This is a genomic window from Pseudomonas sp. UBT (assembly GCF_050915955.1).
Classification (GTDB): Bacteria; Pseudomonadota; Gammaproteobacteria; order Pseudomonadales; family Pseudomonadaceae; genus Aquipseudomonas; species Aquipseudomonas antarctica_A.
Genome location: NZ_CP168081.1, coordinates 108901 through 122252, shown reverse-complemented (window position 1 = coordinate 122252; position 13352 = coordinate 108901). Strand labels below are relative to the sequence as shown.

General features: G+C 61.4%; 11 protein-coding genes and 1 pseudogene. 5 read left to right on the top strand and 7 right to left on the bottom strand.

Features of this window, described 5'->3' with window-relative positions; genetic code table 11:
* Window positions 1-60: 60 nt before the first annotated feature.
* Window positions 61-984, top strand: coding sequence for a DMT family transporter (locus ACDZ94_RS24925; protein ID WP_432751780.1), 924 nt, complete (start codon window positions 61-63; stop codon window positions 982-984).
* A 243-nt stretch (window positions 985-1227) separates the two neighbouring features.
* Entirely contained in the window at window positions 1228-2304 is a 1077-nt protein-coding gene (gene hppD, locus ACDZ94_RS24920) for a 4-hydroxyphenylpyruvate dioxygenase (RefSeq protein ID WP_064452512.1), read from the top strand.
* Between the two features lie 56 nt (window positions 2305-2360).
* Here the strand turns inward: hppD and rarD are convergent, their stop codons facing one another.
* From rarD to ACDZ94_RS24905, 3 genes are all read right to left on the bottom strand, one after another.
* Window positions 2361-3242, bottom strand: coding sequence for an EamA family transporter RarD (gene rarD / locus ACDZ94_RS24915; protein ID WP_064452511.1), 882 nt, complete (start codon window positions 3240-3242; stop codon window positions 2361-2363).
* A gap of 219 nt (window positions 3243-3461) precedes the next feature.
* On the bottom strand, window positions 3462-4472 hold the full coding sequence (locus tag ACDZ94_RS24910; RefSeq protein WP_432751779.1) for an aldo/keto reductase: 1011 nt from the start codon (window positions 4470-4472) through the stop codon (window positions 3462-3464).
* An 81-nt stretch (window positions 4473-4553) separates the two neighbouring features.
* Entirely contained in the window at window positions 4554-5456 is a 903-nt protein-coding gene (locus ACDZ94_RS24905) for a LysR family transcriptional regulator (protein WP_432751778.1), read from the bottom strand.
* A 101-nt stretch (window positions 5457-5557) separates the two neighbouring features.
* On the opposite strand from ACDZ94_RS24905, the gene ACDZ94_RS24900 reads away from it, so the two are divergent.
* Window positions 5558-6262: an SDR family oxidoreductase gene (locus tag ACDZ94_RS24900; RefSeq protein WP_432751777.1), complete on the top strand. Its 705-nt coding sequence runs from the start codon at window positions 5558-5560 to the stop codon at window positions 6260-6262.
* Window positions 6263-6313: 51 nt separating this feature from the next.
* Here ACDZ94_RS24900 and ACDZ94_RS24895 read toward each other — a convergent pair whose 3' ends face one another.
* On the bottom strand, window positions 6314-7624 hold the full coding sequence (locus ACDZ94_RS24895) for an MFS transporter (protein WP_432751776.1): 1311 nt from the start codon (window positions 7622-7624) through the stop codon (window positions 6314-6316).
* A gap of 161 nt (window positions 7625-7785) precedes the next feature.
* On the opposite strand from ACDZ94_RS24895, the gene ACDZ94_RS24890 reads away from it, so the two are divergent.
* Together ACDZ94_RS24890 and ACDZ94_RS24885 are read left to right on the top strand one after the other, a co-directional pair.
* Window positions 7786-8892 carry a sugar diacid recognition domain-containing protein gene (locus ACDZ94_RS24890; protein WP_064452506.1) on the top strand — a complete coding sequence of 369 codons (1107 nt, stop codon included), beginning with the start codon at window positions 7786-7788 and terminating at the stop codon, window positions 8890-8892.
* 91 nt (window positions 8893-8983) lie between these two features.
* Window positions 8984-10126, top strand: coding sequence for a glycerate kinase (locus tag ACDZ94_RS24885; RefSeq protein WP_064452505.1), 1143 nt, complete (start codon window positions 8984-8986; stop codon window positions 10124-10126).
* On the opposite strand, the gene ACDZ94_RS24880 is transcribed toward ACDZ94_RS24885, so the two are convergent.
* The 3 genes and pseudogenes from ACDZ94_RS24880 to ACDZ94_RS24870 all read right to left on the bottom strand — a co-directional run bounded on the left by ACDZ94_RS24880 (window position 10123) and on the right by ACDZ94_RS24870 (window position 13329).
* Window positions 10123-11235 carry a class II histone deacetylase gene (locus ACDZ94_RS24880; protein ID WP_064452504.1) on the bottom strand — a complete coding sequence of 371 codons (1113 nt, stop codon included), beginning with the start codon at window positions 11233-11235 and terminating at the stop codon, window positions 10123-10125. The genes ACDZ94_RS24885 and ACDZ94_RS24880 overlap by 4 nt on opposite strands.
* Window positions 11232-12417, bottom strand: a pseudogene (locus ACDZ94_RS24875) (MFS transporter). The gene ACDZ94_RS24880 and the pseudogene ACDZ94_RS24875 overlap by 4 nt, the downstream one beginning before the upstream one ends.
* Before the next feature lie 36 nt (window positions 12418-12453).
* Entirely contained in the window at window positions 12454-13329 is an 876-nt protein-coding gene (locus ACDZ94_RS24870) for a transporter (protein ID WP_432751775.1), read from the bottom strand.
* Window positions 13330-13352 lie beyond the last annotated feature (23 nt).

The window sequence follows — 13352 nt, the reverse complement described above, 5'->3', positions numbered from 1 at the left end:
ACGATTACCGATCATTAGTCGAAGAATACGCCAATCCTTCAGTACCCTGAGCACCTCCTCATGCACCCCCTGTCCGATCGACTGACCTATCTGAAACTTGCTGCTGTGACCATGATATGGGGCGGCACGTTTGTCGCCGGGCGCTACCTGGCCGATCGGGTCGACCCGTTACTGGCCGCCAGCCTGCGGTTTATCCTGGCCAGCCTGGCGCTGCTGCTGTTTATGGTGTGCGCGCGGATTCCTCTGGCGCGACCCGATCCTTGGCAACTGGTACGGCTGAGCGTGCTGGGTTTCTTTGGCATCTTTTTCTATAACCTGTGTTTTTTCTATGGCCTGCATTACGTCAACGCATCGCGCGCCTCGTTGATCGTGGCGTTGAATCCGGCGGTGATCGGCCTGGCCTCATGGTGGCTCTTCAAAGAGCGCCTGGGTGTCGCCAAAGTTATGGGCATCGCCTTATGCCTGGCGGGCGCCGCCGTGGTGATCGTCAGTCGCAACCCTGAGTTGCTGCACAGCACCGCGAGCAACTGGCGGGGCGACGTGCTGATTTTTGGTTGCGTAGTGGGGTGGGGGATTTACTCGCTGTTTTCCCGTGAGCTGAATCAGAGCCTCGGCCCTTTGCAAACCGTCACCTGGTCCGTGCTGCTGGGCACCTTGATGCTCACCGTCCTCACCCTGTTCATGGGACGTTTCACCGCAGAAGGGCTCGGCAGCCTCCAACTGGCGCAGGCATTGAGTTTGTTGTACCTGGGCGTGCTGGGCTCAGCACTGGCGTACATCGGCTATTACGACGGCATTCGGCGCATCGGCGCGACCCGTGCCGGTGTGTTTATTGCGCTTAACCCGCTGACAGCGGTGATGTGCGGCGCACTGCTGCTGGGCGAACAACTGACTGCGCCCATGGTGCTGGGCGGCGCGGTGATCCTGTCTGGCATCTATCTGTGCAACAAACCCCTTGCGCAGGCCAAGCCAATGGGGATTTGATAAGAGTGCGGACAAATATGGTTACGCTGTGTAGAATCGATTTACGCATACAAGAATATGGACTTGCGCTCACGCAAGCCTCGGCCGTCAGAGACTGATGTAACCATGAAGCTATTCGGCTCCCCCCTGATCTTTGGTGACTTCCTCGCACGCAGTGTGCGGGGCCTCTCTTGTGCGCCTCCCTCCGACCTCATCCTTGCTCGCAAATAACTATTTGTTCACTACAAGAATGAGGCGCCGAAAATGGCCGACCAATACGAAAACCCAATGGGCCTGATGGGCTTTGAATTTATCGAATTCGCATCGCCAACCCCGGGCACACTGGAGCCGATCTTCGAGATCATGGGCTTCACCAAAGTCGCGACCCACCGCTCCAAGAACGTCGACCTGTTCCGCCAGGGCGAGATCAACCTGATCCTCAACAACGAGCCCGACAGCCTCGCATCCTACTTTGCGGCCGAGCACGGCCCATCGGTGTGTGGCATGGCGTTCCGCGTCAAAGACTCGCAACAGGCGTTTAACCGCGCGTTGGAGCTGGGCGCCCAGCCAATCCATATTCAAACCGGGCCCATGGAACTGAACCTGCCGGCGATCAAGGGCATCGGCGGCGCGCCGCTGTATCTGATCGACCGTTTCGGTGAGGGCAGCTCAATCTATGACATCGACTTCGTGTACCTCGAAGGCGTCGACCGCAACCCGGTGGGCGCCGGCCTCAAGGTCATCGACCACCTGACCCATAACGTGTACCGCGGGCGCATGGTCTACTGGGCCAACTTCTACGAGAAGTTGTTCAACTTCCGTGAAGCGCGTTACTTCGACATCAAGGGCGAATACACCGGCCTGACCTCCAAGGCCATGAGTGCCCCTGACGGCATGATCCGCATCCCGCTGAACGAAGAGTCCTCCAAGGGTGCCGGCCAGATCGAAGAGTTCCTGATGCAGTTCAATGGTGAGGGCATTCAGCACGTGGCGTTCCTCACCGACGACCTGATCAAGACCTGGGACGCGCTGAAGAAGATCGGCATGCGCTTCATGACGGCGCCCCCGGACACGTACTACGAAATGCTTGAAGGCCGCCTGCCGAATCACGGCGAGCCGGTGGACCAACTGCAAGCACGCGGCATTCTGCTCGACGGTTCTTCGATTGAAGGCGACAAACGTCTGCTGCTGCAGATCTTCTCGGAAACCCTGATGGGCCCGGTGTTCTTCGAATTCATCCAGCGCAAGGGCGATGATGGGTTTGGCGAGGGCAACTTCAAGGCACTGTTCGAGTCGATCGAGCGTGACCAGGTGCGTCGTGGTGTACTGACCGCCGACTAAGCGTAAAAAAGCCCGCCCGAGGTTAACCCTCGGGCGGGCTTTTTATTGCCTGCGAATCACGCTCTGCGCTGACGCACCAAGTGCTTGAACCCTTCATACACCAGCACCATCACCGCCAGCCAGATCGGGATGTAAGTCAGCCATTGGCCGCCCTTGATGCCTTCTCCCAATATCAACGCCACCGCCAGCAGCAATACGGGCTCCACGTAGCTGAGCAAGCCAAACAGGCTGAACGCCAGCAAGCGGCTGGCAACGATATAGCTCACCAGGGCGGAGGCGCTGATCAAGCCCAGCATCGGAATCAACGCGTACAGCTTGGGGTGCACATCGAGCACGGCAAACCCCTGTTCACCGCTCTGCACAAACCACCAGGCCACCGGCAGCATCAGTGCCATGTCCAGCCACAAGCCGCCCAAGTGATCGGTGCCCAAGTATTTGCGCACCACAAAATAGATCGGGTAACCGATGATCACCACCAATGTCGCCCAGGAAAAACCCCCGGCCTGATACAACTCGTTAAGCACCCCGAGCGCGGCAAAAAATACCGCGATCTGCTGCAGGCGTGACAGCTGTTCGCCGTACACCAAACGCCCGGTCAGCACCATGGTCAGCGGCAGCAGGAAATACCCCACCGACACATCCAGGCTGCGCCCATTCAGCGGTGCCCACATAAACAGCCAGAGTTGCACACCTAACAGGACCGACGACAGCAGCACACCGCCAATCAGCCTCGGCTTGGCCACCAACATCCGCACCAGTTCCCACACGCGCCGCCATTCGCCACTGACGATCATGAACACGGTCATGCAGGGTACGGTCAGCAACATGCGCCAGCCAAAAATTTCCAGGCCGCTCAATGGCGTGAGCAACGAAGTGAAGTAATACATCACGGCAAACAACACCGAGGCCAATACCGATAACACAACACCTTTAGACACACTGTCCTCGCGAAAACCGATTGCTACAAAAGAGAGAGATTTCAGGAGGGGATTATGGTGCTTTTGGCGGAATACGGTTGCGCTGTTTTGGGGCGTTTGCGGGAAATTTTTCACGACACGCGGTTTTGGCCAATCCCTGTGGCAAGCGGGCTTTTATGGTGACCCCGGCTCGCCACACCCTGCTACTGGTCACAGGCGGCGGGCGAGCCGGGGTACACGCTAAGAACGAGCTACGCGACCCGAGACAAAATGGCCCACATCATTAAACCCCGGCGTAGACGAATGCCCCGGCGTCACCAGTGAGTCAATAAACGCCTCATCTTCAGCGCTGATCTTCACATCCAGCGCCCCGGTGTACGCATCCCACTGCGCCTCGGTACGCGGCCCGACGATCGCTGAACTGACCGCCGAGTTGTTCAGTACCCAGGCAATCGCAAACTCCACGATCCCCACGCCGCGCCCCTGGGTGTATTGCTGAATCTGCTGGGCAATACGCAGTGACTCAATTCGCCATTCGGTTTCCAGAATGCGTTTGTCCTGGCGCGCCGCGCGGCTGCCGGCTTCGGGCGTCACATCAGGTGCGTACTTGCCACTGAGCACGCCACGGGCCAGCGGGCTGTAAGGCACCACGCCCAAGCCATAGGCGCCAGCGGCGGTGATTTGTTCGATCTCGGCCTGGCGATTGACGATGTTGTACAACGGCTGGCTGATGATCGGCTTGTCTACGCCCAAACGCTCGGCCACGCGAATCACTTCAGCGATGCGCCAACCCCGGTAGTTGGACAGGCCCCAATAACGAATCTTGCCTTGGCGGATCAGGTCGCCTATCGCCGACACCGTCACTTCCAGCGGCGTGTCGTGGTCTTCGCGGTGCAGGTAATAGATGTCCAGGTAGTCGGTGTCGAGGCGGGTGAGGCTGGCTTCCAGTGCGTTGAAAATGCGCTTGCGGCTCAGGCCATTGCGGTTGGGTAAACCGTCCAATGGGCCGATGCCGACTTTCGACGCCACCACCCAATCCGAGCGGTGGCGGGCGATAGCTTCACCGACGATTTCTTCGGAGCGCCCGCCGGTGTAAACGTCGGCGGTGTCGATAAAGTTGATGCCCTGGTCCCAGGCCTTGTCGATGATGCGCAGCGAGTCTTCGGTGTGGGTCTGTTCGCCAAACATCATGGTGCCCAGGGTCAGTGCGCTGACCTTCAACCCGGACTGGCCCAATGTGCGGTAAATCATGCAAAGATCCTCATGGCTGGGAAACGTAAGTGATGCAATACCAGACTCAAGGGCTCTGGAACAACCCCAGCACGGCTTTCTTCATGCGCTCAGCAAGGTCTGACAGCGCTGCTGTAAAAAACGATGCAGCACTTTCACCCGTTCCGACACTTGCAGGCGGTGAGGGCACATCAGGTTGAACGGGGTGGGCTCGCCTTGCCAATCGGGCAACAGCGGCACCAGGCGCCCGGCTTGGATATCCCGGGCGATATCCAGGTTGGCCTTATACGCGACCCCGTGGCCAGCCAACGCCCAACGCCGCACAATTTCGCCATCGTCGCTCAGGTAATCGCCCGTCACTTCGACTTCCTGGAGCAGTGCGCCCTGGCGAAAGTACCAGGTGTTATTCGGCTGCCCCCGGCGCATGTAGCGCAGCGTACTGTGTTGCGCCAGGTCCGCAGGCGTACGCGGCGTACCGTGCCGCGCGAGGTAGTCAGGGCTCGCGCAAGGAATGCGATGGTGGCCGGGCACGACGGGTAATGCCACCAGGCTGGAGTCCCGTGGCACACCAAAGCGCAGGGCGATGTCGACGGTGTCGCGGAACAAATCGGCGTTGCTGACGTTGAGCAACAACTGCAAGCGGATGTTCGGGTGCTCGACCTTGAATTCATCCAGCCAGCCCAGCAGCACATTGCGCCCGAAATCCGAGGGGGCGGCCAACTGCAACAGGCCGCTGAGGCTTTGGCCTTGTTGTTTGATCGCTTGCTCGCCCTCGGACAAGGCTTCCAGGGCTATGCGTACGCTGTCCAGGTACCGCCGACCTTCTTCGGTCAGGCGCATGCTGCGGGTGGAACGGGCGAGCAGGCGGATGCCCAAGCGGGTTTCCAGCCGTTTGAGGGCGATACTGGCTGCTGCCGGCGTGAGGTTAAGGCTACGCGCGGCCGCCGAGAGGCTGCCTGTGTCGGCGGTGCGCACAAACACTTCCAGGTCCAGGGTTGAGCTCATTTGTAAAAATCCTTTAAAGATCTTGTCGTTTTACCGGGATTTTTCGCTGATTGCCAAGCTGAGAAGATCAACGCTCACTTTCTCAATCAGGTATCAACCTCATGACATCCTCCCTCAGCGGTAAAACCGTCATCGTGATTGGCGGCAGCAGCGGTATCGGCGCAGCAGTGGCCAAGGCCGCCGCCGCGCGTGGCGCGCAGGTGGTGCTGGCCGGGCGCCGCTTGGCCTCCAGTGTCGACAACGGCGTGCGCAGCGAGCCGGTCGACGTGACCGACAGCGTCTCCCTGCAACGTTTGTTCGAAGCGGTCGGACGCTTTGATCATCTGGTCTATACCGCCGGGCCGTCGGTGTGGGCCAAAACCCTCAGTGAAACCGACCTGACCGAAGCCCAGGACAACTTCAACGTAAAACTCTGGGGCGCGCTGCGGGCAATCCAACAGGCGCTGCCGTTTTTGGCTGAGCACGGCAGCATCAGCCTGACCTCGGGCCAACTGGGCCGCAAACTGGCGCCCGGCCAGTTGATCAAGACCGGCATCAACGCTGCAACCGAAGCGCTGGGCAAGCAACTGGCAAAAGAATTGGCGCCCCGTCGGGTCAATGTGATCAGCCCGGGGGTGATTGATACACCGGCTTATGCAGGGCTGACAGAGGAGCAGCGGCTGGCGATGTTCGCCAAGGCTGGCGGGGCCTTGCCGGTTGGGCGAGTGGGGCAGGCTGAGGAGGTTGCGGCGGGGTATGTGCTGGCCATGGAGAACGGGTTTATGACCGGTGCCGTGATGGATATCGACGGCGGCGGTGTGTTGTAAACACAGCGCAAAATGTGGGATGGGCTTGCACCCTCCCACATGGACTGGGTTTTATACTTTGAGAGTACGTGTCATGCGCAGCGCCAACAGGCTACCGGCGACAATCACCGCCGCCAGCAGGTACAACGCCATGTCCGTGGACCCGGTGGCATCCTTCACAAACCCCACGATGTAGGGGCTGAGGAAGCCGGCCATCTGGCCCATGGAGTTGATCAGCGCCAAACCGCCTGCCGCCGCGCCCGCGCTGAGCAGGGCGGTTGGCACCGGCCAGAACATCGGCAGGCCGGTGAGGGCGCCCATGGTGGCGATGGTCAGGCCGAGAATCGCAATCGCCGGGGTGGTGGCGAAATTCACCGCGATCAGCAGGCCGATGGCGCCCATCAACATCGGCACCACCAAATGCCAGCGACGCTCCTTGCGCAAGTCGGCGGAGCGGCCCACCAGCAGCATGAACACGGCGGCCAGCAGATACGGAATCGCACTCAGCCAGCCAATCACCAGGTTATCGCTGAAACCCAGGTTCTTGATGATCGACGGCAGCCAGAAGTTGATCGCATACACACCGCTCTGGATGCAGAAGTAGATCAGGCCGAACGCCCAGATGGCCGGGTTCTTGAACACTGCGCCGAGCGAATCGGTGGTGGTCTTCGGCTTGTTGGCCAAGTCCATCGCCTGATCGGCTTCCAGCACTGCACGCTCATGGGGCGTGAGCCACTGGGCATTGGCAAAGCTGTCGCTGAGCAGGAAGTAAGCGAGTGCGCCAAGTATTACGGTCGGGATGCCTTGCAGCAGGAACATCCACTGCCAGCCCGCCAGGCCACCCTGGCCTGCAGCAAAGTGGTTGAGGATCCAGCCGGAGAACGGGCTGCCGAGCAAGCCGGACACCGGAATCGCCGACATGAACAATGCCATGATCCGCCCGCGGCGAAAGGTCGGGAACCACTGCGAGAGGTACAGCACCACGCCAGGGAAAAAGCCGGCTTCAGCGGCGCCGGTCAACAGTCGCAGCCCATAGAAATGCGTCGGCGTCGTGACAAACAGCAGGCACGTGGACAAGGTGCCCCACACGATCATCATCAACGCAATCCAGCGGCGCGGGCCGAATTTGGTCAGCGCCAGGTTACTCGGCACGCCGCACAGCACGTAGCCGATAAAGAAGATCCCGGCACCGAGGCCGTACACCGTCTCACTGAATTTCAAGGCGTCGAGCATCTGCAACTTGGCAAAGCCAACGTTCACCCGGTCAAGGTAGTTGAACAAGTAGCAGATAAAAATGAAGGGGATCAGGCGCAGGGTAATGCGCTTGTAGATGGCGTTTTTATCGTCATCGGTGGCCAGTGTGGCAGCGGCGCTCTGTGACATGGCAGTCTCTCTTTATTATGATTTTTTGCGATGCGAGGGTAACGTTGATCGCCCAAAGAGTCTCGGCCACCGGCCGGGGTGCTGTCTTTGTGCTAGCGCACAGTGAAGCAGGCTTTGCGCTGTGCCTATGAACAACCCTGCCTTTCAAGGAACTTAGCCCCATGTTCGAGCTGGATCATGACCTGGCGCAGGATATCGTCAATCGCACCATGGCCATCCTGCCCTACAACGTCAACGTCATGGACAGCCAGGGCTTGATCCTCGGCAGCGGTGAGCCGGAGCGCATCAACACGCGTCATGAAGGCGCGCAGTTGGTGCTGGCCAACGGTCGGGTGGTGGAAATCGACGGCCAGACCGCCAAACACCTGAAGGGCGTGCAACCCGGCATCAACCTGCCGCTGATGCACGACCAGCGGCTGATCGGCGTGCTCGGCATTACCGGTGAACCCGAGTTGTTGCGCACTTACGCTGAGTTGGTGCGCATGACGGCGGAAATGCTGGTCAGCCATCGCCATCAACAAGCCGAACAGCAATGGCGGCGCCAGCGCTGTGATGATCTGCTGGCGTTGCTTTTGGCCGACGCCGGCGACTCGCCACGTCTGGTCGATGAGGCGCAACAATTGGGGCTCAAACCGCAAATGACGCGCACGCCGTACCTGTTCGAGCTGGGCGTGGGCCAATCGGCGGACGCGTTGAGCGCCTGGCTCACCAGCCGCTACCCGGACAGTTGGTGCGTCAGCTCCGCGCAATTTTCCCTGCTGTGGTGCCGACCGGCAGCGGTGCACGTGGATAACCTGCGCTTGCTGGAGAAGCTTGAAGGCCTGGGCTGGAATATCCTGCGAGTGGCCGTGGGCGGTCAGGCCGATGGCTTGGCGGGGCTGCGCCGGTGTTACCGTCGCGTGGGGGACTTGCTCGCCTATGGTCGCGATATTCTCCCGCAATCACGGCTGTTGACGCTCAACCGTTATCGTTTGCCCGTGATGCTCTGGCGACACCGCAATGAAGACGCCCTCGACGAATTGCTCAACCCGTTGCGCAAAGTGCTGGCCAAGGACACCAACGGTCAGTTGCTGGCGACGTTGCGCAGTTGGTGCGAACACGACGGCCAGAGCCAGGCATGTGCCGATGCGTTGGGTATTCACCGCAACAGCCTGCGTTATCGGATGGAGCGCATAGCCGAGTTGAGTGGTGTCGACCCACTGACCCTCGACGGCATGCTTGCCCTTTACCTGGGCGTACAGTTGTTGCCCCAGGCTTTGTCGAAATGAACAACAAACCTCACTCACACTTGTGCATCTGACCGGCGTCATTGCCGCAGCCAACTGGCAGCATGGGCGTTATAAAAAACGGAGAAACCCCATGAAAATCATCATCGCCCCCGACTCATTCAAGGACAGTCTGAGTGCCGAAGGTGTCGCCCAGGCGATTGCCGAAGGGTTGGCCCAGGTGTGGCCGGATGCACGCTTGATCCAGTGCCCGATGGCCGATGGCGGTGAAGGCACCGTGGATTCGGTACTCGCCGCCTGCAATGGCGAACTGCGCAGCCACACTGTGCGAGGTCCGTTGGGCGGGACGGTTGAAGCGCGCTGGGGCTGGCTGGCCGACAGCTGCACCGCGATTATCGAGATGGCCGAAGCCAGCGGCTTGCAACGTGTGCCGCCGGGTCAGCGCGATGCCTGCACCAGCACCACGTACGGCACCGGCGAACTGATACGCGCCGCATTGGATGCTGGCGCCCGGCGCGTCATCCTGGCGATTGGCGGCAGCGCCACCAACGACGGTGGTGCAGGCGCGATGCAGGCGCTCGGCGTGCAACTGTTCGATGCCCAGGACCAGATACTTGCGCCCGGTGGCCTGGCCTTGGCAGGCCTGGCGCGCATCAATCTTGAACAACAGGACCCACGGCTGGCCCACGTACGCTTTGAGATTGCCGCCGACGTGAACAACCCGCTGTGCGGCGCACACGGCGCCTCTGCCATCTTCGGCCCGCAAAAAGGTGCGAATGCGCAGCAGGTCGAACAACTGGACGCCGCCCTCGGCCATTTTGCCGATCACTGCGCCAAGGTTCTGCCCAAAGACGTGCGTGATGAGCCCGGTAGTGGTGCAGCAGGTGGCTTGGGGTTTGCCGCCAAGGCCTTCCTGGACGCGCAATTTCGCGCCGGCGTTGAGGTCGTCGCCGAATTGGTGGGGCTGGACGAAGCCGTACGGGGCGCCGATCTGGTGATTACCGGCGAAGGCCGCTTCGATGCCCAGACGCTGCGTGGCAAAACCCCGTTCGGCGTGGCACGCATTGCCCGCCAGCACAACGTGCCGGTGATCGTGATCGCCGGCACACTGGGCGATGGCTACGAGCAAATGTACGCCCACGGTGTGGACGCCGCATTCGCCTTGCCTTCGGGCCCGATGAGCCTGGAACAGGCTTGCAGCGAAGCGCCGCGTTTATTACGCGAGCGGGCCTCGGACATCGCGCGCTTATGGCGGCTGGCGGCGCCCAGGGTTTAATCGATAAGCCCGCGCGCCAACTGCTCGATCCATTGCTTCTGGAATGTCAGCAACGTCGCGTTGGGTTGCTGCAACTGGACAAATTCCAGCATCGGGTCTTGCACCGCTGTGCGCACACCGCTTAACTCCTCCAGGGTGGCCAACCCGCAAAACGGCACATAGGCTTCGCTGTAGCCGCCCTCATGCACCAGCACCAGGCGGCCCTGGCACAGGCGCTCTGCCGCCAGGCGTAGCGCGCGGGTCATCAGCCGGAAAGAGTCACTGTGCAGCAGCATGCGCGCCAACGGGTCGACGGCGTTGGCGTCATAGCCGCAAGCAACGATGATCAGCTCCGGTTGAAACCGTTCCAGCGCCGGCACCACGATGCGCGCCATGGCATGCAGGTACGCGTCGTGCCCACTGCCCGGCGGCAATGGAATATTGATATTCGCCCCCAGGCCGGCGCCACGGCCGCGATCCTGCTCGCCGCTGTAACCCGGCGGATAACAACCGTCCTGATGCAGTGAAATCGTCAACACATCGCCCCGGTCCTCGAAAATCGATTGGGTGCCATTGCCATGATGGACGTCCCAGTCGATCACGGCGACCTTGCCCAGCCCGTTGCGCGCCTTGGCCACTTCGATGGCAAGCGCAATGTTGGCGAGGAAACAGAAGCCCATCGCGCTGTCGGCCAAGCAATGGTGCCCCGGTGGCCGCGACAGCGAATAGGCATTGTGTGCCTGGCCGTTTAGGACTGTGTCCACCGCGGCGATGGTCAAGCCGGCGGATAACTTGGCAATTTCGTAGCTGCCCGGACCTATCGGGGCCTGGGGGCCGAGTTCACCACCGCCGGCATCGCTCAGGGCCTTGAAACGTTGCAGGTAGTGGCTGCCATGCACCCGCAGCAGATCCTCTTCACTGGCGGGAGGAGCGCTGTGCAGGTGCAAGTGGCGACTCAAGCCGGACACGTCCAGCAGGCTTTTCAAGCGTCGCTTGGTGTCCGGCGACTCGGCATGCCCGCTGCCAGCCGGCGGCTGCACCCATCCGCCCACGGGCAAGGTCAGCGCGTGGGCACTGGCGCTGTGCCACAGGGTCATTTCATCAAAGAAAAACGCGGTGGTTCGGTTCATACAGGCTCCAGTTCAACGGGGTTGTGATGGGCGGCTGGCGAAGGTCATCGCCAGGGACAGCAAGGTGATAACGGCAGCGCCGACCAGCAGCGCGGTAAACCCGCCACTGGTCTCGATCAGCCGGCCGGCGACGGCAGGGCCGATGGCCAGGCCGCCGCCGATCACCAGGTTGGAGGCGTTCATCAACTTGCCGCTGTGGTCCAGGTCGGCCAGGCAGGCGAGGATCAGCGGCAGGATGAAGGTCCAGGTGAACTTGAACAGCAGCGCCGCCAGCGCAAAACGCAGCAGCGCGGGTTGGCCGAGCAGTAGCAGCACGGCGGTCGCCATCAGTGCATAGCCCGCGAGCAACAGCACCCCACGCGGCAGGCGCGCACCGATCAGCGCAGCGCACGTCGCCCCGGCAATGCCCATCAGCGTCGCGACGGCCAACACTTCACCGCTGTGCTGTGGCGAGATTCCGGCACGCGCACCCAGGGCACCGATGAAGGTCCAGACGCCGCCGAGGCTGATGTAAAAGGCCAGGACCGCTGCGATCCCCAGCGCGGCCTTCCAGGGTGAGCGGTGCAGCGAAGGGCTGTCGTTCGCCTTGTTCGCCGGGCTGGCACGGGGAAAACCACGGGCCAGGGGCAAGAGTATGGTCATCAGGACCGCCAGGATGAGGTAGCAGGCATTCAAGCCGTAGCGTTCGAATAAGCCCGGAAGTACCGCAAGGCCCAAGGCGCCGACCACCAGTTGCCCCATCACCCATAGCCCGTAGACCCGGCTGGGGTTGGCCGTATGGGCGGCACTGGCCAGGCAGATGATCATCAATGAACCTCCGGCCAACGCACTGGCGAAGCGCAAGGCAAGCAAGCTGGCGTAGGTGTCGGCGAGCATCGACAGCAGATTGGCCGCGATGAACAGGAGTGCGGCGCATAAGGCCGCCACCCGCCAGTCGACCCGTTTGAGCCACCAGAGCGCGGGCAGCGTCGCCAGGCTCATGGCGCCCAGTTCGACGGAAAACAGATCACCGATTTGCGCAGGGCTCAGTTGCCATTGACTCGCCAACTGTGAAGCCACGGCGGGGGCGGTCATCAGGATGGTCGGGGTGATTGCGGCGAACAGCACGATGGCTGCCAGCAGTGCCCAGGAGGACGATGAGGCTGAGGCCTCATGTTGTGCGGCATGGGTTTGAGTGTGCATCTTCTTGCTCCGGGAAAAGGGGCTCTGGAAAGCGCGTCAGAACACGTGGACCAGGCGCAACAGCGCATCGGTTCCGGCGTAACCGTTTGACGCGGCGACATTTTGCGAAAGGCCGAACATCAGTTGGTTCTGCTTGTCGAGCCCGTGCCCGACCTCGAACCCGACCTGGGTGTAGCGTTTGTGGGTGTCGTCGAGTTGACGGTTGTTGAGGCGCAGCGCCCCACCGTCGGCCTGGATCAGGCGCAACGCACCGTAAGTGGCGGGGCTGAAGTCGTAGGAGGCAAATGCTTGCAGGCGATACAGCGGGGCTTGCTTGAGCTGGCTGCCGAAATAGTCGTCATTGGGGGCGTAGAGCTGGGCTTCCAGATTGGCTTCCAGCACCCATTTTTCGCCGATGCCTCGCGTGTAGTTGTAGACAAAGGTTGCGCCCCAGCGATTGGCGCCCGCAGACACGTCCGGGTTGTTGCTGTGGTATTCGCCCACCGGCACGGTGATCAGGCTCAAGAGGCCGCTGTAGGTATGAGAGGCCGGGTCGTTGATGAAAAACACGGTGCCGCCCACTTGCGGATCGCCCAGCCCACTTTCGCCGGTGCGTTGGCTGGCGCCTGGCAAGCGCGCATTGATGTCGGCGAAGGGCACGATGACTTGCGGCGTGCACAGCGTGCCGCAGGCGTCGGTGAAATACACTTGGCGGTATGCCAGGGCGTTCACCCTGAGGTCGGCCTTGCCGGTGGTATCGGCAGGCCCGTGGAAATTTCCGGCACGCGTCGCAGGCAAGTACAGCACGCCCAGGCTGGTGCCTGGCGGTGCGCTGAAAAAGTCGCGGGCATTGAGGTCGGCAGCCTGGCTATCGAGGCACAGCAGTGTGCCGCCGAGCAGCACCGTCAGGTTACGCACGGTTGTTGGGGTCATGGCGAGGCGTCTCTTGAATGGAG